Annotated in this window: 26 protein-coding genes; 7 read left to right on the top strand and 19 right to left on the bottom strand. The window is 62.8% G+C overall.

Going from position 1 to position 23,326, the window contains the following annotated elements; genetic code table 11:
• Nucleotides 1-5: 5 nt before the first annotated feature.
• Both BB347_RS03595 and pth2 read right to left on the bottom strand, forming a co-directional pair.
• Complete coding sequence (locus tag BB347_RS03595) at nucleotides 6-263, bottom strand: hypothetical protein (RefSeq protein ID WP_076578320.1); 258 nt, start codon at nucleotides 261-263, stop codon at nucleotides 6-8.
• A 130-nt stretch (nucleotides 264-393) separates the two neighbouring features.
• Entirely contained in the window at nucleotides 394-732 is a 339-nt protein-coding gene (gene pth2, locus BB347_RS03590; RefSeq protein ID WP_076578322.1) for a peptidyl-tRNA hydrolase Pth2, read from the bottom strand.
• A gap of 90 nt (nucleotides 733-822) precedes the next feature.
• Between pth2 and BB347_RS03585 the strand changes: the two genes are divergently transcribed.
• The gene (locus BB347_RS03585) at nucleotides 823-1,395 is read left to right on the top strand and encodes a YIP1 family protein (protein WP_076578324.1); all 573 of its coding nucleotides are present in this window, start codon (nucleotides 823-825) and stop codon (nucleotides 1,393-1,395) included.
• A 73-nt stretch (nucleotides 1,396-1,468) separates the two neighbouring features.
• On the top strand, nucleotides 1,469-2,068 hold the full coding sequence (gene dcd, locus BB347_RS03580; RefSeq protein WP_076578326.1) for a dCTP deaminase: 600 nt from the start codon (nucleotides 1,469-1,471) through the stop codon (nucleotides 2,066-2,068).
• Between the two features lie 181 nt (nucleotides 2,069-2,249).
• Here dcd and BB347_RS03575 read toward each other — a convergent pair whose 3' ends face one another.
• On the bottom strand, nucleotides 2,250-2,465 hold the full coding sequence (locus tag BB347_RS03575; RefSeq protein WP_076578328.1) for a hypothetical protein: 216 nt from the start codon (nucleotides 2,463-2,465) through the stop codon (nucleotides 2,250-2,252).
• A 339-nt stretch (nucleotides 2,466-2,804) separates the two neighbouring features.
• Nucleotides 2,805-4,373 carry a class I adenylate-forming enzyme family protein gene (locus tag BB347_RS03570; protein ID WP_076578330.1) on the bottom strand — a complete coding sequence of 523 codons (1,569 nt, stop codon included), beginning with the start codon at nucleotides 4,371-4,373 and terminating at the stop codon, nucleotides 2,805-2,807.
• 189 nt (nucleotides 4,374-4,562) lie between these two features.
• On the opposite strand from BB347_RS03570, the gene BB347_RS03565 reads away from it, so the two are divergent.
• Nucleotides 4,563-5,312 carry a hypothetical protein gene (locus BB347_RS03565; protein WP_076578332.1) on the top strand — a complete coding sequence of 250 codons (750 nt, stop codon included), beginning with the start codon at nucleotides 4,563-4,565 and terminating at the stop codon, nucleotides 5,310-5,312.
• 23 nt (nucleotides 5,313-5,335) lie between these two features.
• Here BB347_RS03565 and BB347_RS03560 read toward each other — a convergent pair whose 3' ends face one another.
• Nucleotides 5,336-5,902, bottom strand: coding sequence for a tRNA (cytidine(56)-2'-O)-methyltransferase (locus tag BB347_RS03560; protein ID WP_076578333.1), 567 nt, complete (start codon nucleotides 5,900-5,902; stop codon nucleotides 5,336-5,338).
• 125 nt (nucleotides 5,903-6,027) lie between these two features.
• Here BB347_RS03560 and BB347_RS03555 point away from each other — a divergent pair, with 125 nt between their 5' ends.
• The 3 genes from BB347_RS03555 to BB347_RS03545 all read left to right on the top strand — a co-directional run bounded on the left by BB347_RS03555 (nucleotide 6,028) and on the right by BB347_RS03545 (nucleotide 6,949).
• Complete coding sequence (locus tag BB347_RS03555; RefSeq protein ID WP_076578334.1) at nucleotides 6,028-6,240, top strand: antitoxin VapB family protein; 213 nt, start codon at nucleotides 6,028-6,030, stop codon at nucleotides 6,238-6,240.
• Entirely contained in the window at nucleotides 6,237-6,629 is a 393-nt protein-coding gene (locus tag BB347_RS03550) for a PIN domain-containing protein (protein ID WP_076578335.1), read from the top strand. Before BB347_RS03555 ends, BB347_RS03550 begins: the two co-directional genes overlap by 4 nt.
• A 101-nt stretch (nucleotides 6,630-6,730) precedes the next feature.
• Nucleotides 6,731-6,949, top strand: a complete 219-nt coding sequence (locus tag BB347_RS03545) for a hypothetical protein (protein ID WP_076578337.1) — start codon at nucleotides 6,731-6,733, stop codon at nucleotides 6,947-6,949.
• Nucleotides 6,950-7,026: 77 nt separating this feature from the next.
• Here the strand turns inward: BB347_RS03545 and BB347_RS03540 are convergent, their stop codons facing one another.
• From BB347_RS03540 to BB347_RS03505, 8 genes are all read right to left on the bottom strand, one after another.
• Nucleotides 7,027-7,485, bottom strand: a complete 459-nt coding sequence (locus BB347_RS03540) for a universal stress protein (protein ID WP_076578339.1) — start codon at nucleotides 7,483-7,485, stop codon at nucleotides 7,027-7,029.
• 2 nt (nucleotides 7,486-7,487) lie between these two features.
• Nucleotides 7,488-9,242, bottom strand: coding sequence for a solute symporter family protein (locus BB347_RS03535; protein WP_076578342.1), 1,755 nt, complete (start codon nucleotides 9,240-9,242; stop codon nucleotides 7,488-7,490).
• Nucleotides 9,239-9,643, bottom strand: coding sequence for a DUF4212 domain-containing protein (locus BB347_RS03530; protein WP_076578344.1), 405 nt, complete (start codon nucleotides 9,641-9,643; stop codon nucleotides 9,239-9,241). Before BB347_RS03530 ends, BB347_RS03535 begins: the two co-directional genes overlap by 4 nt.
• 54 nt (nucleotides 9,644-9,697) lie before the next feature.
• Nucleotides 9,698-11,674, bottom strand: a complete 1,977-nt coding sequence (acs, locus tag BB347_RS03525) for an acetate--CoA ligase (protein ID WP_076578346.1) — start codon at nucleotides 11,672-11,674, stop codon at nucleotides 9,698-9,700.
• Between the two features lie 277 nt (nucleotides 11,675-11,951).
• Nucleotides 11,952-14,282: a bacterio-opsin activator domain-containing protein gene (locus tag BB347_RS03520; RefSeq protein ID WP_076578348.1), complete on the bottom strand. Its 2,331-nt coding sequence runs from the start codon at nucleotides 14,280-14,282 to the stop codon at nucleotides 11,952-11,954.
• Nucleotides 14,283-14,444: 162 nt separating this feature from the next.
• Nucleotides 14,445-16,424, bottom strand: coding sequence for an acetate--CoA ligase (acs, locus tag BB347_RS03515; protein WP_076578350.1), 1,980 nt, complete (start codon nucleotides 16,422-16,424; stop codon nucleotides 14,445-14,447).
• 154 nt (nucleotides 16,425-16,578) lie between these two features.
• The gene (locus tag BB347_RS03510) at nucleotides 16,579-17,073 is read right to left on the bottom strand and encodes a universal stress protein (RefSeq protein WP_076578352.1); all 495 of its coding nucleotides are present in this window, start codon (nucleotides 17,071-17,073) and stop codon (nucleotides 16,579-16,581) included.
• A gap of 85 nt (nucleotides 17,074-17,158) precedes the next feature.
• Nucleotides 17,159-17,596 carry a universal stress protein gene (locus BB347_RS03505; protein ID WP_076578354.1) on the bottom strand — a complete coding sequence of 146 codons (438 nt, stop codon included), beginning with the start codon at nucleotides 17,594-17,596 and terminating at the stop codon, nucleotides 17,159-17,161.
• A gap of 107 nt (nucleotides 17,597-17,703) precedes the next feature.
• Between BB347_RS03505 and BB347_RS03500 the strand changes: the two genes are divergently transcribed.
• The gene (locus tag BB347_RS03500; RefSeq protein ID WP_076578356.1) at nucleotides 17,704-17,919 is read left to right on the top strand and encodes a hypothetical protein; all 216 of its coding nucleotides are present in this window, start codon (nucleotides 17,704-17,706) and stop codon (nucleotides 17,917-17,919) included.
• A gap of 18 nt (nucleotides 17,920-17,937) precedes the next feature.
• Here BB347_RS03500 and BB347_RS03495 read toward each other — a convergent pair whose 3' ends face one another.
• The 6 genes from BB347_RS03495 to BB347_RS03470 all read right to left on the bottom strand — a co-directional run bounded on the left by BB347_RS03495 (nucleotide 17,938) and on the right by BB347_RS03470 (nucleotide 23,282).
• Entirely contained in the window at nucleotides 17,938-18,726 is a 789-nt protein-coding gene (locus BB347_RS03495; RefSeq protein WP_076578358.1) for a hypothetical protein, read from the bottom strand.
• 84 nt (nucleotides 18,727-18,810) lie between these two features.
• Complete coding sequence (locus tag BB347_RS03490) at nucleotides 18,811-19,623, bottom strand: hypothetical protein (RefSeq protein WP_076578360.1); 813 nt, start codon at nucleotides 19,621-19,623, stop codon at nucleotides 18,811-18,813.
• A gap of 60 nt (nucleotides 19,624-19,683) precedes the next feature.
• On the bottom strand, nucleotides 19,684-20,217 hold the full coding sequence (locus BB347_RS03485) for a hypothetical protein (protein WP_076578362.1): 534 nt from the start codon (nucleotides 20,215-20,217) through the stop codon (nucleotides 19,684-19,686).
• Nucleotides 20,217-21,434: a prolipoprotein diacylglyceryl transferase gene (locus BB347_RS03480; RefSeq protein WP_076578364.1), complete on the bottom strand. Its 1,218-nt coding sequence runs from the start codon at nucleotides 21,432-21,434 to the stop codon at nucleotides 20,217-20,219. Before BB347_RS03480 ends, BB347_RS03485 begins: the two co-directional genes overlap by 1 nt.
• Nucleotides 21,435-21,606: 172 nt before the next feature.
• Nucleotides 21,607-22,908 (bottom strand): outer membrane protein assembly factor BamB family protein, encoded by a 1,302-nt coding sequence (locus BB347_RS03475; RefSeq protein WP_076578366.1) that lies wholly within the window; start codon nucleotides 22,906-22,908, stop codon nucleotides 21,607-21,609.
• A gap of 2 nt (nucleotides 22,909-22,910) precedes the next feature.
• A complete protein-coding gene (locus BB347_RS03470; RefSeq protein ID WP_076578367.1) occupies nucleotides 22,911-23,282 on the bottom strand; it encodes a DUF3209 family protein in 372 nt (123 codons plus the stop codon).
• Nucleotides 23,283-23,326: the final 44 nt, after the last annotated feature.

Below are 23,326 nucleotides of genomic sequence, written 5' to 3'. Positions count from 1 at the left end.
CCGTCTCAGGCTTCGCTACTGAGGTCCGCGTCGACGCGAACCTCCGAGTCGGTGATCGTCTTGATATTGTCGCTTGGAACCTCGAGGTCGTCCTCACCGGCATCACCGCGGCCGAGACTCTGGATCCAGGCGTTCGTCAGGCTCGGTTCCGGATCGACGTAGGCGACCTGTTCGATGGGATCAATTTCCGTGACGATCCCGATCTGTTCGCCGCGGACGTCCATCAGAAACTTCCCTTCGTCTTCGGTTGAGAGGACGGACATTGCAGGTGTAACCTCGGCAGATTTAGATAAGTATCTACTGGTGTCTGATGAACGAACGTGGCCAACTCAACACCTTCTACCGTCGAGGGAGCCTCGCTACAGCTGTCTCCGAACCTGAACCCTGAGACGGTCAGAACAGCGAGAGTTCGCCGGTGACGCTGTCGACTCGGTCGTCAGCCGCCGGGCCGACGGCGAGGGTGGTGACGGTTCCGGGCTCGAGTTGGGTGTGTCCGGCGTCTCTGACGACGGCGTTCGGAATCCCCTCGCTGTCCGCGATGGCGGAGAGTTCGTGGAGTTGACGCTCGCTCTCTCCTTTGAGGACGACCTTCTTCTGGCCGCCCTGTTTCCACTGACTCCGGAGTTGCTTGTCAGCCTTCTCATAGGCCGAAAGTGAGGCGTGTGCGACCTGTGCGGCGAGTTTTCCCTGTCCCATGCCGATGTCCGTGCGGGCGACGATGGCTTGTTTCATGCGCGGACAGAATACGTCGACTCCTATAGCCGCGGCGAAAGCGACAGCGAGACCCGAACGATTTTGGTGAACCGGTTTGTGTGCTGACGTATGTCGACGACGCCGCTCGTCTCCCCCGGCGAGTACTTCGCTCGAGCGGACGCCTTTTCGCGCACGCGAGCGGTCGGCCTCGTGATCGGCTACTGGCTCGCGATCACCCTACTCGGCCTCGTCTGGCGGGTTGGAAGCAATTTCGGTGCGGACTCCGTGTCCATCATATACCTGCTTCAGACCCTCGAGGCGACCCTGCTCTACTGGGTCGTTCCGACGGCCGTCCTGTACGGATTCGGCCTCGCTCTCGGCGCGAGCCTCGAGCCAGCCGAGACGCTTTCCCTCGCAGCCTGGGGACTCGTGCCGCTGCTCGCGGGGGAACTCGTGACGAACGCCCTCCTCTCCGCGATCGTCGCGCTCGAGGTCGATCTGAGCGGCGTCCCGGTGGACCCCGACCTGTGGATTCTCGTACCGCTCACGCTGCTCGCGTGCGCCTGGGCGGCAGTGATCTGGCGCGGCGGGCTCTGGCACGGAATCGGACTCGATCGCTCGACGGCCACGACGACGGCCCTGCTCGCCGCGGGCGTCTGTGCCGCGTTGTTGCTCTTCCCGATGATTTCGGTGCTCATCTGAATTGCTCCGGCGGACGTGGGAGTCCTCGAGTGAAGCCGAACCGTTTACACCACCCGCGTTCGACTGCTCGCGTATGATCCTTTCCGACGCGGACATTCTGGCGCGACTCGAGGCGGGAGAGCTCGCCATCGAACCCTTAGACGATCCGGAACTCCAGATTCAACCCGCGAGCGTCGACCTCAGATTGGGTCGGGAATTCCTCGAGTTCCAGCGGACGAACATCCCCTGTATCCACCCCAACTCCGAGCAGGAAGTCGACGAGTACGTGACGGAGACGATCGTCGAGGACGGCGACGACTTCATCCTCCACCCCGGCGATTTCGTGCTGGGAACGACCTACGAGCGCGTCGAAATCCCCGCGGACTTGATCGCCCACGTCGAAGGTCGTTCCTCGCTGGGTCGCCTCGCCGTCGTCGTCCACGCCACCGCAGGCCTCTGTGACCCCGGCTACCGCGGCCAAATCACCCTCGAGTTATCGAACCTCGGCACGGCACCCGTCGCGCTCACCCCCGGGATGCGGATTTCGCAGTTGACGTTCACCGAGTTGAAGACGGAAGCCGAGCGACCCTACGGCAGCGACCGCGGCTCGAAGTACCAGGATCAAGACGGCCCGCAGGCCTCGAGAATCCAGAGCGACGACGAGTTCGGCGGCGACCAACTCGAGCGCGAGTAACCCACTCGAGTGCTCGCTGAGTACAGAACACGGATAGTGGGGAGGCCTCCTTTGGTGGAGTGATTCGCCTTCGTGAGCGAGACGGATAGTCAGTCTCGAGGGCCGACGCAGGATTCGATCTCGAGTGAGTGGTCGAGACGAGACCGATACTCAGGAGCCGAGGGTGATCGGTCGACGTTCCTCATCTCTTCAGGACTTCAGGTGGCAACCGACAGCCACAGGGCGCGACCTGCGCCGCGGACGGTTCGACGAGCGCGACGACCATCACGTTGCGGTGGCACTTCGGGCAATTCGTCCAGCGTTTCATGCCGTTCGCGTCGCGGTAGGCGTACTCGTCGTATTGTGCGAGGTCGTCACTCGAGTCTTCGTCGTCGAATGGCTCTGACTCGTAGGTCATCTTGCAGTCCCCCGAACGTGTGACTGCGTTGAGGACTGTGTCCTGTGATTCGTCTGCTGTGCGAGGCGTTTATATCGTCGGAGTAGTAACGTAATCATGGCTTTTCGAATTCCCTTGCGGGATCGGAAGCCACGTCTCGGGTGTTGTGGCACCCGGGGCATTTCAGACGTATGCCCCCGCGGCTTATTGGAGCGTGACTTCCGCCCTAATTACTGTCGTAATTCAACTTATATCTACTGAAACGGCTGTGAAATCGACGCCTCAGGACGTTCTGTGCACGTATTGAAGCCGGTTCGAAACGTCTAGAAATCCTGAGACGACTCGAGCGTAGACCGTCGCTCACTCCTCGAGTTTGTACTTCTGTATCTTTCCGCTCGTCGTCCGCGGGAGGTCCTCGACGAGTTCGACCTCTCGGGGGTGCTTGTAACTCGCGACGCGCTCGAGGCAGTACTCTTTGATCTCCTCGGCCGTGACGTCCTCGCCTGCCTCGAACCCGTCGGCCGGGACGACGAACGCCTTCGGCACTTCGTTGCGTCGCTCGTCGGGAATTCCGACGACGGCGGCGTCAGCGACCGCCTCGTGCTCGAGCAGCAGGTTCTCGAGTTCGCTGGGGTAGACGTTGTAGCCCGCGGTGTTGATCATGTGCTTCTTGCGGTCGACGATTTCGTAGTAGTTCAGCCCGTCGCGACGGGCGATGTCACCGGTGCGGAAGTAGCCGTTCTCCGTAAATGCGGCGTCGGTGGCGTCGGGAAGGTTGTGGTAGCCCTTCATGACCTGCGGGCCGCGCACGAGGAGTTCGCCTTCCTCGCCCGAAGCGACCTCCTCGCCGGCGCTGTCGACGATCTTGCAGTCGGTGATCCGCAGCGGCTGTCCGATCGTCCCGTGGCGCAGACCGAACGAAGACCCGGACTGGGTGTGCGTCGCGCCGTGGGTTTCGGTCAGACCGTACCCTTCGGAGATGTCCACGCCGGCCGTCTCCTCGAATTGCTCCTGGACGGCCGTCGAGAGCTTCGCGCCGCCCTCTGCGGCCGACTCGAGACTCGAGAGGTCGTACTCGCCGAAGTCGTCCGCGGCGACCATATCGGAGTACATCGTCGTCACGCCGACGAAGTGGGTGATCCCCTCCGCTTCGATTAGTTGCATGCACTCCTGTGCGTCCCACTCGAGAGCGCTCCGGAAATAGAGGCTCCCGCCGCCGACGAGCGGCTGGAGGGCCGTGTGCGTAAAGCCCGTGATGTGATAGAGAGGCAGCCAGGTGAGACTCCGCACGTTCTCTGGTTCGACGTCGTCGCTCGAGGCGGCGAGGGTCCAGTTCAGCTGCGAACGCGTGTTCTGGTGAGTCAACTGGGCGCCCTTCGGTTTGCCCGTCGTCCCCGAGGTGTAGGGAAGCAACGCGACGTCGTCGTCCGCTCGCTCGACCAGCGTCGGCGCTCCGCGCACGTCCTCGAAGAAGATATCCTCCGGGTCTCGATCCATGTACTGACTCTCGACGGTGATCACCGCAATGTCCCGACCCGTCTCCTCGAGCGCCTGATCGACGACGGGTCGAAGCGCCGGGTGCGTGACGACGGCTTTCGCGTCGGTGTCCTCGAGTTGGTAGGATACCTCGCGGCGCTTGTACTGGGGATTGACCGGCGATATCACGACGCCGGCTTTGAACGAGCCGAGCGACGCGACGAGGTACTCCGGACAGTTCGGCAAGAAGAGGAGCAAGCGGTCGTCGGGCTCGAGGCCGAGGTCGTGGAGTCCGCCAGCGAATTCGGCCGTCCACGCCTCGAGTTCGGCGTGCGTGGTGCGCTCGTCGTGGTGTTCCATCGCCTGCCCGTTCCCGTGGTGTGTGGCCGTCTCGTCGAAGAGTTTACCAACGTTTCCCTCTCTGGCAGACTGAGGCACATCTGTAAGATCCATGGCGGACGTTACCGAGGTGCACCTATAAAATTTCTCGTTGACGATACCTTCGCCCAAAATAGACGGCCACTCCTCGACGAGACTCGTCGCTCAACTCAGTGTAAGCCTGGCGAGTCAGCCGTTCTGCGGTCAGTGACGTCGAGACACCATTCAATACTGTTAAGGACGCGTGTCTGGACGATATTCCCGATGGTCCGACAGGTCGTGTCTCAGTTCCGCGAGCGCGTCGACATCGTCGACGTGGGTGCCCTAATCGTCTTCCTCGGCGTCTTCTCCGCGGCTGGAATGGACTCAACTGCGATTTCGATCCTCCTCGGAATCGTTGTCGTCGCGCCAGTGCTCCGAGCGACGATGGATGCACTCGGACTCGACCTCGGCCCGGTACTCGCGAAGACGATCCTCGGAGTAATCGTCGCTGTCGCGGGTATCCATGGCTCCTCGAGTGGCGACCTGTGGCTCAGCGGCGCACTCGCCGCGCTTGGCGGTTGGCTTCTATTGGACGCCGTCGACACGTGGCGACACCCTGACGATGGCGACGACACGGCGAATTCGGACATCGACGCAACTACTGTGAGCGTCGACGCACCCAACGCGAACGTCGACACGACCAACGCAGACGGTGAACCGGCCGACGAAGACGATATGTCCAACGAGGAAGTGTACCTCGTCGGCGAGCACAACCGCTGGCTCGTCGAGGCGCTCCGTGAGGCCGACCGACCGCTTACCGCCGCAGAAATCAAATCCGAGACGGGACTCACCGACGAGGACTTCGAGCGCCTGCTCGAGATCCACGGTGAGTCGGGACCGATCGAACGCGTCGGAAACGGCTACACGGTAGACGAGTCCGAAATGGGTGCCCGGGCGATGGTCGAAACCGTCGCTCGAGGAGTCGGTGGCCGCGTCCTCCGGCCGTTTCGCGTCTTTCGAGCGTCTGGCTAATCAGGCGTCGCTCGAGCGAGCACTCACTCGTTGTCGCCGTCGCGTTCTCCGTCCGCCGATTCGACGCGTTTGCCGGTCTCCATCGGGACGACGCGTCGGTCGGCGTCCTCCCACTCGCGCTCGAGTTCGCGCCCGTCGAACAGGCGGTCGAGGAAGACGGCGAGTCCGGCGACTTCGGAGTGTGGTTGGTTCGTGACGCCGACGTTCCAGTCGGCTTCCTCGTAGACGTCGAAGGGGACCTTTTCGGCACCGACGACGACGAGAATCGGTTCACCGTCGCGCCGGTGGGCGTCACGAATCTCGCTTTCGACATTCTGGACCTGCTCGCCGTACATCGTGAGGTGGACGACCCGTCCCTCCCAGTTGCGGATAATCCGTTGTGGGGAGTCGGTGAGTTCGACCTCGAACGGTCCGCCGAAGCGGTCGGTAATGTCCGCGACGGTGTCTCTGGACTGGCCGGCGTTGTCGGGGACCCAGACGCGGTCGGCACCCAGCGCCCGCGCCGTCAGGCCCACGTGGGTCGTCATCCGTTCGTCTCGGCCGGGTCGGTGGCCCAGTCGAAGGACGGCGACCTCGCTCTCGTCGTGCATGCCCTAACCCACTCTCGGACGAGGTTAGGGGGTTTCGTTTTGGAGTGTTGGTTTGGATTGTGGACGGTAGATACCGAAAGGGAGGGCAATACTGAAGATACTCCGACGTATACATACATGTATACATGGCGGACAAAACCATTCGAGTCTCCGAACGGACGTGGCAAAAGCTTCGCTCACGAAAGCAGGGAAGCGAGAGCTTCGATGAGGTCATCGAGCGCGAACTCGAGGATGATGACCCACTCGCTGGATTCGGTGCGTGGAGTGAGACGTCAATCGATGAAGCCGTCCGTGAGGTCAAACAGGAGATGGACGCCGACTTCGGGCGTGAGCCGTGAAAGTTCTCGATAGCAGTTTCTGCGCGGACTTTCTGCGTGGGTACGATCACGCGAAGCAGTTTCGACTCGAACACGAGAACGAGGTACTCGCCTTGCCCGCTATCGGGTTCTACGAGTTGTACCACGGTGCGCTCAAAGTCGGTCGCGATCCGGAAACTGTTGATCGGGATTTACCCTGGGTCAGCCGACTCGAGTACACCCCCGAACACGGATTGGCGGCAGCTCGTATTCTAACCGAATTAGAACACAACGGAAACAGACTCCAGCATCCCGACATGATGATCGCGGGCGTAGCCCGGTCACTCGGCGTTCCCGTTGTTACGTGCGACGACGGGTTCACCGATATCGACTCGCTCGAGGTCGAAAATCCGCGTCAGTTGTACGGCTGAGCACTACTGAACGCGTCCCAGTTCGCGCCGATAGGCTCTTGGCCATCCCTGCGAAACGCTCTCAGTATGTGCGATCAGGCGGACGGTCGGGTGATCGGTCGATGACGAACGTCGCCGAGTGGATTCGACACGCGCGCGAGGACCGGTGGGGAATTCTCGTCGACCTCGTATTCGCCATCGTCTGGGTGACGATGGTCGACCTGCTCTTTCGCGTCCTCGAGGGCCCGGACTGGGCGTACTACATGTTCATGCTCGCCGGCATCGTCGCCTACTTCGGTTTCTTCATCAGCCTCGAGATGGCGACGGCGAATCGAGAGTGAGCGGAAAATCAGCTTATAGGACCTGAGCCGACTCGAGTAAAATCACAGGAGGGGACTCGCGTCGACCGCGTCGTGGGTCAGTCCTCGCGAACGTCGACGACGAGGACCGGGATGTCCGTCGTTCGCAGCGTTCGCTCGGCGACGCTGCCCAGGAGTGCTCGCCGAACACCGCCGCGTCCGGCAGATCCCATTACGATCAGATTGACCCCGTTGTCGTCGGCGTACTTTGCGATCTGTCGATGGGGCTGCCCGCCGACGATCGCCTCCGTCACGTCGATACCGTGCTCGCCGGCCCGCCCGGTGACGTAGTCGATCGCCGTTCTGGCTCGAGCCTCGAGTTCGGGCATCTCGTCGAATCGGCCCGCGTGAATTCGGTCGACCTGTTCGGCGCCGAGCGTGATATCCATGGTGCTCGTGTCGACGACGTACAGCGCGTGGACGTCCGCGCCGTATCGATCTGCGATGTCGACAGCGTGGTCGACCGCGTTCTCCGCAACGTCGCTTCCGTCGGTTGGAACGAGAATCGTGTCGTACATGGTTACTCCTCCGTCTCAGGTTCGCTATCGGTGTCGTCGTCTGTCGGACGATCGGCAACGTCAGTGGCCGATCCACCGTCGGCCGCTCCGTCCTCGAGGCCGCCGTCGGTCGCGATGTCCTCCGCCGATTCCATCTGTTGCATCGGCTCTGGACTGTGACACTGTCGAACGAGGCGCTTGACGTCTTCGGGTGGCTCGTCCGTGAGCACCGAGACGACGATGATCACGCTGAAGACGATCGGAACGCCGAGCAGCGCCGAGGACGTTCCGGGCAACCACGTGGCAACCGTCGGGAATACGGCCTCCTCGACGCCGGTGTACATCGGAATCGCCGTGTCGTTGAGGATCGCGCCGAACGAGAGGACGATTCCCGCGAGCATGCCGGCGATCGCGCCCTCTTTGGTCGTGTTCTCCCACCAGAGGCCGAGGAAGAACACGGGGAAGAAGATACTGCCGGCGATGGCGAACGCCATCGCGACGAGTTCGCCGATGAGCGCCGGCGGGTTGAGGCCGATGAGCGTCACGAGCGCACCGATTCCGAGAATCGTCGCTCGACCGACGATCATCTGCTCGCGCTGGGTCGCGTTGTCCTTGTAGAGGTTCGTGTAGATGTCGTGTGCTGCCGCCGACGAGGCGGTGATGAACAGTCCGGCGGTCGTCGCGAGCGCCGCAGCGACCGCACCCGCGGCGACCAGTCCGACCAGCCACTCCGGCAAGTCGGCGAGTTGCGTCGTGAGGACGACGAGCGCGTCGGCCTCGATACCGAGCATCTCACCGTCGCCGGTCGCGAACCCGCCTCCCTCGGTTACTTCTTCGTTGTAGAGCAAGCCACCGAACGCGGCGTAGGCAGCCGTTCCCCAGTACAGCAGGCAGATGAAGAACAGGCCCCACACGGTCGACCAGCGAGCCGTCCGCTCGTTTTCGACCGTGTAGAAACGGACGAGCACGTGCGGAAGCCCACAGGTCCCGACGATCAGGCTGAACGCCAGTGCGATCCAGCCGTAGTAGCCCGCAGCGGCAAAGGGCTCGACGAACTGCGTCTCGATTGCGGCGGCCGCCGAGACTTCGGATCCGAACTCGAGGTAGGGCAGGACGGTCGAGTACCCCTGTGACCAGCCGACTGCGTAGAGGCCGAGCGTGAAGGCGATGATGAGGATGACGTACTGGATGGCCATGTTCTTCGTCGTCCCGAGCATCCCCGAGAGGGCGACGTAGGCGATGGTGACGCCCATCAACAGGATGACCCCCATCTCGTAGGAGATGCCGAAGATGTACTGTGCCATCAGTCCCATTCCGCTGGCCTGGCCGATCGCGTAGGTGAACGCGATCGCGAGCGTCGTGAACGCTGCAATTCCGCGCGCCCAGTCGGAGTAGAACCGGTCTCCGACGAAGTCGGGGGCGGTGTACTTTCCGAACCGGCGGAACTGCGCGGCCAGGAAGATGAGCAGGATGAAGTACCCCGTCGTCCAGCCGACGACGTACGCCAACCCGAAGTACCCCGAGAGGGCGACGAGCGACGCGACGCCGAGGTAGGAGGCCGCACTCATCCAGTTCGCGCCGATCGCCATCCCGTTCTCGATCGATCCGATCGAGCGGCCGGCGACCCAGAGTTCGTCGACTGCGGCAACTCGGAAGAAGTAGCCGACACCGAGGAACAAAATGAGCATGGCAGCCACCGTCAACGCCGGGACGAGTTTGAACTCACCGACGTCGAGGGCTGTCTCCTGCAGGATCACCGGATCGACCGCTTCGATCATGGTTCACCTCCGTCCGCAGCGACGGTTCCGTCGGACTCCGCCGCTTCTTCGTGTGAAATTCCGTACTTCGTATCCAGTCGGTCCCGTTGCATCGCGTAGCCGACCGAGAGCAACAACGCGCCAAGCGGTGTAACGATCGCCGCCAGGAAGAAGTGCAGCGGGAAGCCCCCGAGCACAGTCGTCTCGGTCATGAACTCCGGCGCGAACAGAATTGCCGTCGTCGGTCCGAACACGACGACGATCCACGCAACGAACGAGAGCCAGATCACGCGCAAGTGATCCCGCATGAACGGCGTCGCCGGCTTGAAGATATTTATTTCCTTATCGAGGTACGCTTCGGTCTTGACGCCGCCGTCCGTTTCGGCGGCGTGCTCCGTATCTTGGCTGGTATTATCTGACATATTCTGAGAGTTTGGTATGTTCGTCGTCTTTTAGTTGAAAAAAGAACGACGTGGTTACTCGGATTCGACCTGTTCTGCGATATCGTCGACGACTTCCGGATTCCGGAGCGTCGAGGTGTTGCCAAGCTCGTTGCCACTCGCGATGTTCTCGAGCAAGCGGCGCATGATCTTGCCCGAGCGGGTCTTCGGCAGTTCGGGCGTGAAGATCACGTCTTCTGGCTTGGCGATCGGGCCGATCGAGTCGAGGATGCCCTCGACGACGCCCTCCTCGAGGTCGTCGTCGGGTTCGTGGCCGTCTTCTGGAATCGCGTAAACGTAGACGGCTTCGCCTTTCACGTCGTGGTCGCCGCCGACGACGGCGGCTTCGGCGACGCCTTCGACGCCGACCACGGCCGACTCGATTTCCATCGTGCCGAGTCGGTGTCCGGAGACGTTGATCACGTCGTCAACGCGTCCGAGGACGGTGATGAAGCCGTCGTCGTCGATTTTTGCACCGTCTTCGGGGAAGTACACCCACTCGTCGGCTTCTTGGTCGGAGTACTCCTGCCAGTACTCCTGAAGGAAGCGCTCGTCGTTCTGGTAGAGCGTGCGCAACATCCCCGGCCACGGTTTGTCCACGGTGAGGTAGCCGGCGTTCCCGGCGTCAACTTCGTTGCCCTCAGCGTCGACGACTTTGCCGCTGATTCCCGGTAGGGCTGGGCCGGCGGAGCCGGGTTTCATCGTATCGATCCCCGGTATCGTCGTGATCATGTGGCCGCCGGTTTCGGTCTGCCACCAGGTGTCGACGATCGGACAGCTCTCGCCGCCGATGTGTTTGTAGTACCACTTCCACGCACGCGGATTGATCGGTTCGCCGACGGTGCCAAGCAGGCGCAGCGAGGAGAGGTCGTGTCGAGCCGGATACTCCTCGCCCCACTTCATGAACGCCCGGATCGCCGTCGGTGCGGTGTAGAGCGTATCGACTCGGTTCTTCTCGACGAGTTCCCACATCCGATCCTTGTCGGGGTAGTCGGGCGTTCCCTCGTACATCATCGTCGTCGTTCCGAGCGCGAGCGGGCCGTAGACGATGTAGGAGTGGCCGGTGATCCAGCCGATGTCGGCCGCACACCAGTAGGTATCCTCCGGCTTCACGTCCAACACGGCGTGGCTCGTCCACGCAGTGTAGGCCAGATAGCCGCCCGTGGTGTGTTTGACACCCTTGGGCTCGCCGGTGGTCCCCGACGTGTACATCAAGAACAGCATGTCCTCGGCGTCTCTCGAGACCGGTTCGACGCTCTCGCCCTCGTGCTCGTCGACGAGTTCGTCGTAATCGGTCTGATTGTCCGCGAGCGAGTGCTCGAGGGCGTCGCCGAGTCGGTCGACGACGACGACGTCCGAGACGTCGTGTTCGACGCCCTCGAGACCCTCGTTCGCCTTCGAGAGGTGGTCGAGAGCGTCACCACGCCGGTAGTAGCCGTCGCAGGTGACGAGGTGCTCGCTGTCGGCGGCGTTCATCCGCGTCGCGAGCGCGTCGGCCGAGAAGCCGGCGAAGACCACCGCGTGAGGCGCGCCGATACGGGCACACGCGAGCATGGCGATCGGAAGTTCGGGGATCATCGGCATGTAGAGGGTGACGACGTCGTCTTCTTCGACGCCGAGGTCGCGCAGCGTCGCGGCGAACGCTTCGACCTCGTTCAACAAGTCACCGTACGTGTACGTGCGCGTCTCGCCCAGTTCGCCCTCCCACTTGATCGCCGCGCGGTTCTTCGCGCCGTCTTCGACGTGTCGGTCGAGACAGTTGTACGACGCGTTCAGGTCGCCGCCGGTAAACCACTCGTAGAACGGTTCGTCGCTGTCGTCGAGCACCGTGTCGTACTCGTTCTCCCAGGACAGCAAGTCGGCTGCCTGTTCCCAACACTCGGGCCAATTCTCCTCGAACTCGTCGTAAATTCCCGGATCCGTGACGTTCGCTTGCTCGACGAACGACTCGGGAGGCTCGAAGGCTTCCTGCTCTTCGAGTCGTGCCTCGAGACTGGCTTCCTCCTGTGACATGATACACCATTCCAATGGACAACCAGTATAGTAAATCCGCCATCTAGGTGTACAAAACGGGATCGAAAACGAAGTGGTCACGTGACGAACGGCGAATATATTAGGGAGTTATATCTGGTTATACCGGCCGACAGTCTCGCCTCTTCGCTGGGACGACACGACACGTCACCCGTTGGCTGCCAGCGTTCGAGGACGACATCGCGAGAGAACGGAACTCGCTCTAGAAGCTTAGTGTCTGTTTCGGACGAAAGACTGCAAGTGCTAGATTCGAGTTCGATCACTCGCGTCGATACTCGATGTCGTCGACGGCGATATCTTCTCCATCCGGCTCGTCGAAAAACGTCCGGAGGAGTTCGTGTTGGCCCTTACGGAGGTGGTTGTGAAGCGTCGGGGACGAGATACCCATCGCGTCGGCGATCTCTTCTGCCGTACTCTCCCGTGGCCAATCGTAGTAGCCGCCGAAGTACGCGGCCCGAAGCGACACCTCCTGTCGATCCGTCAGACGATCCTCGAGACCCTCGCGAAACTGTTGAGCCGTCTGGACGGTGCGTTCTGCTTCGCGCTTGCCGACGAGTTCCGAGTCCGGAAACGAACTCCGGAGGCCGTCGACGATCGTTCGCAGATCGGCGTCGGCCGCACACTCGGCCGTGATCGTCGCGATACCACCCTCGAATCGCGCGTCGAGGACGGTGGTCCCGTACTCGGTGAGCGTCACGATCGGACAGGAGCCGTCGACGACGAACTCGACGCGACAGCCGTCCTCGTCCGTCTCGACCAGCCGGTAATCGTCGATGCCGGGATCGTCGGCGGCGAGGTCGAAGACGTCGGCCGGCGACGCCTCCTCGAGTCGAAGGTAGTAGACCTGCGTCGACTCCGAAATCGCGACCAGCGAGTCGAGTATGAAGCGACACCCGAGTCGTCGCGACGCGTTCACCAGGAACGAGGAGTCATCCCGACAGGCGACCTCGAGTTCGACGACGCGATCGGAAAGCAAGAGGTTACGCCGACGAACGGCAGCGATCGCGTAGCCACCCTGTCGGCCGATGACCTCGAGCCACCGTCGCTCGTCGTCGTCGAACGCGTCCGTTCTGTCGGTTGCGACCGTGAGGAAGCCGTACGACGTATCGCCGTAGGCCAGGGGGACGCGGGCGATCGCACCGTCGCCGTCTGTGGCCGAAGCGCCATCGCCGCGTTCGGATTCGTCGCTCGCCTCTCCGTCGATGTTCAGTGAGACGCCGCGCTTCACCGTCACCGACATCGACCCGTCGTCGGCCGCCGCCGGTTCGTCCGTCCGTCCCCGCCGTTCGCTCGGAAGCGACCGCGAGTCGTCGGGGGGAGACGACGACCCGGCGTCCCACGCCTCGGGTACGAATTCTTCGACGTCGCCGGGGTCGATCCCGCTCGCGGGACGTCGGTCCTGTCGACGCTCGGCGATCGTCGTCCGGTCGATCCAGGCGTACTCGTAGGCTGGCCCCGTCGTCATCGCCGCACACATTTCCGCCTCGATTTCCGCGTGATCTGTCGAGACGAACAGCGACTGCGTGACCCGGCGGTGGGCTTGGGCGACCGCATACCGTCGCTCGAGTTCGTCCCGTCGCGACCGGGTCGACTCGAGGTCCTCGTGTGCGCTCGTGACGTCGCGGACGAAGACGGCGAACCCGCGGTGGCGACTCTGTTCGTCGCGCAGTGGTGAGATGACTTCTGTCGCTCGAAAACGCGAGCCGTCTTCGTGAACGCGCCAGCCGTCGGCTTCGGTGCCCGACTCCTCGAGTGCTGCAGAAAGGATTCGATCGGGTTCGCCGTCGTCGACGGCCTCGTCCGTGTGAAATGCGGAGACGTGCGTCCCGACGATTTCGCCGGCGCGGTAGCCGAACATCGCGGCCGCACTTCGATTCCAGCGGTCGACGTAGCCCTCCGCGTCGAGGCGAAGGAGTGCGTACCGTTCGCTCGCCGCAAGCAGCAAGCGAATAACGCTGTCGTCGCTGACCATCGAGCTGCGTTGGCGTCGACGCTGCTGGCTGCGTTCGGATCCCGCGGGGCGTTCGACGGCGTCGAAGGCGTCGACGATCGCTGCGTCCGTCGGCTCGGGGAGATAGGACTCGAGGGCTTCGAAACTCTGCCAGCCGCCGACGCGCTTGACGACGCGCGGATTGACCGCGTGCTCGACGAGCGCTCGCCGCGCGAAGTGTTGGCGGAGGTCGCTCGTCGACACGTCGCCGAGTGCTGGCTGGTCGAACAGGTCGCTCGCACGGTCTGCGACGTCGGAGACGAGCATCTGGAGCCGTCGAGGCGTCACCGAGAAGATTCGATCGTTCGTCGAAAGGTCGTTGCTCCGGGCGTAGCGGCGAAGCTCTCGCTCGACGTGTGTCGGTAGATACGCCGTCCGTTCCTCGTCCTCGTCGACGGCCGGAACGCGGACGAGGTACCGCGGCGGATCGATCCGAACCTGCTCGACGTGATCGATCGTGAGTTCGGTGAGTTCGCTCGGTCGAAGGCCGACGTCACCACAGAGGCGAACGACGAGCGCCTCTCGGTACGTTTCGGCGGCGTCGAGGAGCGATTCGAACTGCTGGCGCGAGAACGCCGACGAATCTCGATCCTCGAGCATCGTTGTTCGCTCTTTCAGGTGACGCGAATATAATTGTATCGTCCCGGTCGTATTCGAGCGGGCGTCTCACCCGATTGTCACCGATACCAACAGGCGCTCTCGTTTCGCCTGAATAGATACTCCGAAACGATGTCGGGAGAAACCGAGCAGTGTCGCCGGCCGTCACTCCTCGCGAATCTCGGCTTGAATCTCGCCGACGATCTCCGGATTGCGAAGCGCGCTCGTATCACCGAGTTCCTCGCCGTTCGCGACGGCCTCGAGCAAGCGGCGCATGATCTTTCCGGAGCGAGTCTTGGGTAACTCGGGGGTGAAGAGTATCGATTTCGGTTTAGCCATCGGCCCGATCGCGGTTTCGATACTTCGTTCGATCATCTCGCTCATGCCGGACTCGTCCACGCTGTGCCCGCTTTCGGTGCTGACGTAGGCGTAGATATCCGTTCCGTTCGATTCACTCGAGCGTCCGACGACGGCGGCCTCCGCGACGCCGTCGACGTCGGTGATCGCGCTCTCGATTTCCATCGTCCCGAGTCGCCGACCGGAGACGTTGATCACGTCGTCGACGCGCCCGAGGACGGTGATGTAGCCGTCGTCGTCGATCGTGGCCGCGTCGCCGCTGCCGTAGCGCCACTCGTTTTCCTCCGGATTGGAAAACCGTTCCCAGTACTCCTCGCGGAACCGGTCGTCGCCGCTGTAGAGCGTTCGGGCCATCCCCGGCCAGGGTTGGGCGATCGTGAGGTAGCCGGAGTCGCCGGCCTCGACTTCCGTCCCGTCGTCGTCGACGATCTGGACATCGATCCCCGGCAGTCCAGGGCCGGCAGCGCCGGGTTTCATCTCGTCGACGCCCGGTAGCGTCGAAATCGTCACGGCACCGGTTTCGGTCTGCCACCAGGTGTCGACGATCGGGCACTCCTCGTTGCCGACGTGCTCGTAATACCACTGCCACGGCCGTGGACTGATGGGTTCGCCGACGGTACCGAGCAGCCGCAGCGAGGAGAGGTCGTGTTCGTTCGGGTACGACTCACCCCACTTCATGAACGCCCGGATCGCCGTCGGGGCGGTGTAGAAGATGTCTACGGCGTTCCGGTCGACGATCTCCCAGAGGCGGTCTCGGTCCGGGTAGTCCGGCGTCCCTTCGTACATCACCGTCGTCGTTCCGAGCGCGAGCGGGCCGTAGACGATGTAGGAGTGGCCGGTGATCCAGCCGATGTCGGCCGCACACCAGTAGGTGTCCTCGGGTTTGACGTCGAGGACGGCTTGGGTCGTCCAGGCGACGTGAGAGAGGTAGCCACCCGTCGTGTGCACGACACCTTTGGGCTCGCCGGTGGTACCCGACGTGTACATCAAGAACAGCATGTCCTCAGCGTCCCTCGAGACCGGATCGACCGTTTCGCCGGCGAATTTGCGCTGCAGGTCGTGGTAGTCGTACTCGTCGTCGCCGAGGACGTGGGGCATCTCCTCGCCCAGTCGGTCGACGACGACGGTCCGGACGTCCTGATCGACCTCGAGTCGGGCGTTGTCGGCCTTGCTCTTCTGGTTGAACGCGTCGCCGCGGCGGTAGTAGCCGTCGCACGTGACGAGGTACTCGCTGTCGGCGGCGTCCATCCGCGTCGCGAGCGCGTCGGCCGAGAGCCCCGCGAAGACGACGCTGTGGGGCGCACCGATGCGAGCACATGCGAGCATGGCGATCGGTAGTTCGGGAATCATCGGGAGGTAGATCGTCACGACGTCGTCCGCGTCGACGCCAAGCGATCGAAGCGCGGCGGCGAACTCGTTCGTCGCGACGTAGAGGTCCCGATACGTGTACGTCTCTCGCTCGCCGTGTTTTCCCTCCCATCGAATGGCCGTGTGGGTCTTTCGACCATTCTCGAGGTGACGATCGATACAGTTCTCGGCGGCGTTCAATTGCCCGTCAGCGAACCACCGGTAGAAGGGTGCGTCTTCGTCCTCGAGAACGGTTTCGTAGGGCTGATCCCAAGCGAGGAGGTCGGCGGCGCGCTCCCAGCACTCGGGCCAGCGTTCGTCGAACTCGTCGTAGATGTCCGAATCCGTGACGTTCGCTTGCTCGAGGAACGCCGCCGGTGGACGTTGCAGGGATCCAGTCAGGACGGGGTGGTCACGGGCCCACCCATTCCGATCGACCATATACGTTCGAACCGATGGCAGTCAGGTGAATAAACGTTCCTCTGGCAGCACGCACGAATCGCCGTCGGACACCGGGTTGTCACGCCGCCGTCGCGTCGGTGCTATGACGCTATCACGTAAATTCCACGCTGTGGTCGCGCAAGGGACCCCGCGCTCACTCGATCGTCGAGTCGATATCCGCTCGCTCCGCAGGATCGACCTCGTCACCGGGTTCACGAACGACGTAGACGTCGTAACGCTGATCGTTCGCAACCGGGCTCCCGACGCTCGAGTGGGGCGCGATCACGGACCCCGCGTTCTCCGAGCCGATGAAGACGACCGACGCCTCGAGTTCCCTCGCGACGCGTCGAATCTCTCGAACGACGGCCGTCGTCGCCGTCGCCGTCGGTTCCTCGGAACTGACGCGTTCGGTCTGGAACGTCGCCTCTGGTGCGATTTCGGCCGCTCGAGTCTGCAATCCGCGTTCGATCGCGTCGACGTCGAAGGGCTCGCCCATCGTGATCCAGTTTCGCTCTCGAGCGTACTCCGAGTCGTCCGGAATCACCGTCAACACGACGAGTTCTTCGTCGAGGAGGTCCCCGAACGTGGCCGCGGTCTCGAGTGCCTTGTTCGCTAACCTGGACCCATCGAAGGGCGCGAGTACCGTCATACCCCTCTGTGCCACGACGTCGGTGGTAAATGTTCGCCCAGAGGCTCGCATAATTCTCACGCCGCTCGAGACGACGCCGTTTCACTCACGGTTGCTCCGTTCCGCCCACGACCAGCACCGACCGCGACGTCGACCGCAGCAATCTGTCGACGGTACTTCCCAGCAGCGACCCGTGAAACGACGAGTGACCGCGAGCGCCGATGACGATCACGTCGATACCTTTCTCGCCGGCGTAGCGACGGATCTCCTCGTGTGGGATCCCGGATCGAACGGCCGTTTCGACGGCGATCCCGGCGTCATCGGCCGCCACCGTCACGTCCTCGAGAATCTCAGTTGCGCGTTCACGACGGTGCCGTTCGGCTTTTTCCGGATCGACGATTGCGTTGTCGTACTCGGTCCGACTCTCGAGGACAGTGAGGACGAACAGTGTCGCTTCGAGGGAGTTTGCGAGGTCGATTGCACGCTCGGTTGCTTTTGTTGCCGCGTCGCTGCCGTCCGTGGCGAGGAGAATTGCGTCGTCCATGGTGTGTGTTCGTTCCCCTCGAAGAAAGTCCTGTGCTCGAGACCGGATGAACGCGGCTGGCTCGCGCTTTCGACGGCTACTATATGGTGTCAGTCATACGGTCACGTATGTCCGAGGAAGTCCCGGTCAATCGTGTGGATTTACTCGCGCTCGCGGTTGTTTCGCTCGTCGGTGGGGTGGTACTGGCGGTGCTGCTCGCGCCGGTCGAACTCACACCCGAGTTCATCAGCATCGTCTTTCTCGGCATGATGCTTCTGGCGTTCTTCCTGTTTATCCCAGTCATGGGCGCTCGACTCTTCATCGACGACTGGCGCGAGGAGTAGCTCCGACGCGAGTCGTTCTCACTTCGAATCCGGCATCGTCGAATAGTTGGTCGAGACGTTCATGTCCGCCCGTTCGGAGGGTGACGGTGCGACGGTCGAAAGCCGCTCTCGATCTTTGCCCCCCGAGTCGCCGTCGTCGGAACCGAGTCCGGGATCGAGCAGTCCGTCGTCGTCTTCGTCGCCTTCGGCACCCTCTTTTTCGGCTCCTTCTTCGTCCGTCTCCTCCACTTCGTCGGTCGCCTCGTCCGCCTCCTCATCCTCACCGTCGACGACACCGGCTGTCGCTTCCTCGAGTCGCTGTGTGAGGCCCTCGAGGTCGTCGCTTACGTCGGTTACCGTCGACTGAAACGCGTCTCGGAGTTGCTCGCCGATCTCCGATTCGTCCGCCTCGTCATCGTCGGCGGGTTCGTCTGTGTCCGCCTGATCGTCGGTACTCATCTCTTCTTCCTGTGGTTCCTCCCGAGAGTGCCTGAGCGCGTCGGCTACCGTCTCGAGTCCCTCGTGATCGGCCTCGGCCAGATTCGCGAGGTGGAATAGCTGCTGGAGCGTGTCGACGCGTTCCGGATCCCCCTGCGCGATCGCCTCCGGGATCGAATCCGGCTCGCTGCCGTCCGGCAACGTCTCCAATCCGACCGCCTCGAGTATCTCCGATGGGTCTGCGGACTCGAGAAACGCACTCGCCTGTTCGGCCGCCTCGAGTACGTCGGGCTGGTCCGACTCGCTCCCATCGTCGCCGAGCATCGACGCGCTCGCTGTCTCCGCGTCGTGGAGAATCTCGCGTACGTCTTCGGTAGTTGGTTCACTCATGTGTGGCCTCGTTCGTGTCGCCGGTCCGCCGTTCGGGTCGCCCGCCGATGACGGTCGGTCGGGGGACCTCGAGCGAAAGCGGGGTTACGACGCGTTCGCCTCTGCTTCCTCCGTATCGTCGGTTTCCGTTTCTGTGTCCTCCGCGCTCTCCTCCTCGTCGGTTACCGCAGCGATGATCTCTTCGGTCATCTCCTCGCGGCTGAGGTTCGCCTTCACGTCGACGTCTTTTGCGACCGATTGGAGGTCGTTGTAGGACATCACTCCGAGGAAGTCCTCGAGGGTATCCCGGCGGAGGTCTTCGATGTCTTCGACGGACATCTCTTCGTCTTCCGCCGTCGGCTCCTCGGACTCCTCACCCTCCTCGGTCTGGTCCGCTTCGTCGTCGTCGGTATCCGCCCCCTCCTCGTCGGTTTGTTCATCGTCTTCGGCTGTGTCACCCTCCTCCTCCTCACTCTCAGCCGTCTCGTCTGCATCGTCTGACAGTTCGTCGTCGGACTCGGACTCGTCCGCCTCGTCGCCACCGATCTCCCCCTCGAGGAGGTCCTCGAGTCCCTCGTCGTCTGCGACGCGTTCGGTCAACGACTTGATCGTCTCCGACGACGCGCTCTCCGAGAGAGTCTCGCTGAGGGCGGCTTTGATCTCGGTCTTGAGGTCCGATTGCATCTCCGTTCGGTCTTTTCCCTCCTCGAACCCGGCGGCGAGCGACTGATGGATGCCGCGTCCGATCCCCGCACCCAGTTCGCGACCGGCGCGTTCACCGATTTCCCGCCCGACCGCAGCACCGACAGCACTGCCGTCGATACTCTCCTCGATCGATCCCTCACCGAGCAAATCGCTCACCTCGAGTTGGTCGCTTACCTCCTGTGCGACCAGTTCCGACAATCCGCCCTCACTCATCGCCGTCACCTCGAGTACAACGCCGGATTCTGCCCTCGAGACGCTGGCCTACGTGCATGGTTAGTCGTCCTCGCTGTCGGCTTCCTCGCCGTCGCCGTCCGCCTGTTCACTCGAGTCGTCGGCCGATTCCTCGCCCGCGTCGTCGCTTTCCTCACCCTCATTGGCGTCGTCTGTTGCTGATCCGTCGTCGCTTTCCGACTCGGATTCGGCTTCCTCGTCTTCTTCGTCCGCATCTTCTGCCGTCTCGTCGCCGTCTTCTGCCGTCTCGTCATCGCCCTCTGATTCTTCGTCGTCTTCGCTCTCTTCGTCCTCGTCCGTCGCTTCGTCGTCTTCGGCATCGGTCTCTTCGTCCGCATCCTCGTCCGGGCTGAGCAGTTCGTCGACGATCATGTCGCCAATCGTCTCCCCGATCGATTCGCCGATCTTTCGACCGATGAGCGCGCCGAGTTGGCCGCCCAATGCCTCCCCGAGTGGCTTGTCGTCGTCGATTTCGTCCTCCCACTGGGTCCCCTCGACGAGTTCGTGAACGTCGATGTTCTCGGTGATTTTTTGGTAGTCGATTCGCTGGGTCAGTGACTCGGATTGTTCGCTCATTATTGGGCCTCCGCTTGCGACGGCGCGTCAGATTCGTCTCCCGATTCGTCCGCTCGTTGGTCCGGTTCTAACTGCTTGAGAACCTGTTCGATCGCCTGCTCGAGGACGATCGAAATGAGGTCCTCGAGTGGCGACCCCGGAATCAATCCGGCCAGTTTCTCTCTGAGCCAGCTTCCGGCAGCCCTGATTCGGCTGTCCGATTCGGCGTCTTCGTCCGCTGACTCCTCGGTTTCGTCCTCGTCGTCCATCTCGGACTCCGCTTCCCCATCTTCTTCGTCCCCACCAGCCTCTTCGTCCGACTCGCCGATGCCCAAGAGTTTGTTGAGTATCGCTTTCGGCTTGCTCGCGAGCGTACTGAGCAGTTCCTTCGGCTTGCTCGCGAGCGCGGAGAGCAATTCTTTGGGTTTGCTCACCAGCGTGCTGAGAAGGCCTTTGAGCTTCCCGCCGACGCTCTCGAGTACCTGTCGTGGCTTCTCGAGCAGCCCTTTGAGCATTTCCACGGGTTTCCCGAGCATCGATTTCAGTTTCTTCGGGATCGACATCGTGCTGTCCAGAAGCCCGCTGACGGCCGAAAGCAGGTTCCCGAGGAGGTTGTTCTCGCCCGGGCGAGCAGACACGTCGAGCGTGACCGGATTCAGGTTGACCTCGAGGCCGAGTACATCGAGAAAGAGGCCGTCGAGGTCGAGGTGAAGCACGCCGGACGCCTCGTCTCCTTCGTACACGTCGTCGGCGTCTTCGACGTGGTAGTCTTCGGATTCCTCGTCTCCGTCGTCCGCATCTGCGTCGTCGGGTTGTGCGTCGTCGTCCTCCGTTTCGTCCTCGTCGGATTCGTCTTCCGTTTCCGCGTCTTCCGCGGATTCATCGGAATCGTCGGATTCGGTTTCGTCACTTCCGTCTCCGGAATCGTCGGCCGATTCGTCGTCGGGTTCCCCTTCGGTCTCGTCCGATCCATCGTCCGCCGCTTCGGTCTCGTCCGATTCGTCCGCCTCCACATCGTCACCGTCGTCTGTTTCCGCGTCCGCGTCGTCCGACTCCGATTCGGATTGTTCTTCTTCACCCTCGGACGCTTCCGAGAGCTCTGCCTGTCCGCCGTCGGTCACTAGTCGGGTGACCGAACGCTCTTCGCCGCCGTCGTCGTGACGATGACTCGAGGCGTCTGCATCCGTCGCGGGAGCCAGACACTCCGCTGGGTCATCATCTTCCGGACCCGTTGTCATTATACGAGAATACGCACAACAGTCGGCACTGTGGTAATTGGCCTTGCGTGTGCGACTCTCGAGCAGGTCGATAACCGGGGGTAGACGACATCAACGGCGTCCTGACTGTCGGCGTCGAAACCGCGAAAACGAGTCGGTCTGTGCCGATCTTACTCGAGAGTAGCGACGTGCGTTACTCGAGCGTTGCGACGTGGAGTGCGTACTCGCCGCGGGTTCGGTCTTCGTCGTGGTACGCCACGGACTCTTCGATCGCTGCGAGCGTGTTCCCGGCCAACGCACAAGCCGTAGCGATACCCTCGAACGGTTCGACGCCGCGGGAGCCAGACGTGCGGTCGAACCACCGAACGGCGTGGGTGTCGGGGTCGCGAACGCGGAAGTTCTGCGCACACGGCGTCACGACCGTTTCGCCGTCCGTCGCGAGGCCATGGACGAATCCCTGAACGCCCTCAGCCCACAGGAGGTCGCCGTCGGCGTCGAACGTTGCGAGACGGTGCTCGTGTGGATGCCGGTGCTCGGTCTCTCGAGCGTCGACGGCGTAGGTGTTCCCGGTTACGAACGACACCGTCCCGTCGCTCGCGACGGCGTGGTTCGGGTACGCGTAGAGGGTCTCTCCCTCGCGTTCGGTTTCGACTGCGAGGTCGACGTGCCAGCGCTCCGCGCCGCCGGGGCCGAGCAGGTACCCGCGTTTGTCGCCGTGACTCGAGACCGCGATCGAGTCGCCGTCGAAGGAGACGTCACCGACGCGGCGGTCGCCGTCCGTGCCCGGGTCCCACGTCCACTCGAGCCCTCCCGACCCCGTCTCGAGGACGACGAGTCCGGTGTCGTGGTCGCCCATACAGCGGTTGTATCCCACTGCGAGTCGTTCCCCGCTGGCGTCTATATCCAGCGCGATAGGCGAGGCGTCGGTTTCGTACGTCCAGCGAACCGAGCCGTCAGGTGCGAACGCGTAGACGACGCTGTGCCACCGCCGCGTCTCGCCGTCGCGTTCGTACCGTCTCCCGGCGGCGTAGAGCGTCTCACCGTCGGGAGCGACCTCGAGGGCGACGACGTAGGGGAGGTAGAAGATCGTGTCTTTGACGGCTTCGCCGAGGTCGTCGACGGTGTCGTAGCGCCAACGTTGGTCGCCCGTCGTCGCGTCGTAGGCCGCAATGGTTCCCGTGTCGCCGCGTCCGGCGACGACCACCGTCTCAGCAGTTCCGCCGTCCTCGAGCGTCGTGATCCCGACCGCGTGCTCCGGGTGGGTGACCGACCAGCGGGTCTCGAACGATTCGGACCCGGTTGCTCGAGCGGTGACGGTTCCGTCCCACTCGCCGGTAACGACGCACTCGCCGTCGTCGGCCACGTGAACCGCGGATCTGGTCCACATGTGACGACTGCGAGCCGACTCGATGTCGCCGAGGGGGACCGACTGAAACGCGAGGGTCTCCCGTCCGTCCGTTCGGCCGTCTCGGTCGGTATCAGCGGTTTCAGCCATTCTCACTCCTCGGTCGGGAAGAGTTCGTGCAGCGTGTCGTGGGCCTCCCCGAGCCCGTCGACGATGCTCTCACTTTGCACCCGAAGGCGCTTGATCGCTCGCTCGGCGTTTCGAACCTCGAGCAATCGGCCCCGCGTGTAGTCGTATTCGACATCGTCGCGATCCATCGCAGCGACCTCCTCCTCGAGGTCGACCAGCGCCGCGTCGAGGTGGCGTTCGATCGCCGCGAGGTTCTCGGCCTCGACGAGGGCCTCGATCGGTCCCTCGAGGTGGCCCTCGAGTTCTTTCTCCGCGTGGTCGCGGGCGTGTTGGTCCCCGACGCCGAGGACGTTCATCAGTCCGAGTCGTAGTGCTTCGATTTCGTGGCAGCTCATGGGTATGATTGTCGTGGGTTTAGGTGTCGAAGTTCGTCGTCGTA

Source organism: Natronorubrum daqingense (genome assembly GCF_001971705.1).
Lineage (GTDB): Archaea > Halobacteriota > Halobacteria > Halobacteriales > Natrialbaceae > Natronorubrum > Natronorubrum daqingense.
This window is presented reverse-complemented; position numbering and strand designations above follow the sequence as displayed.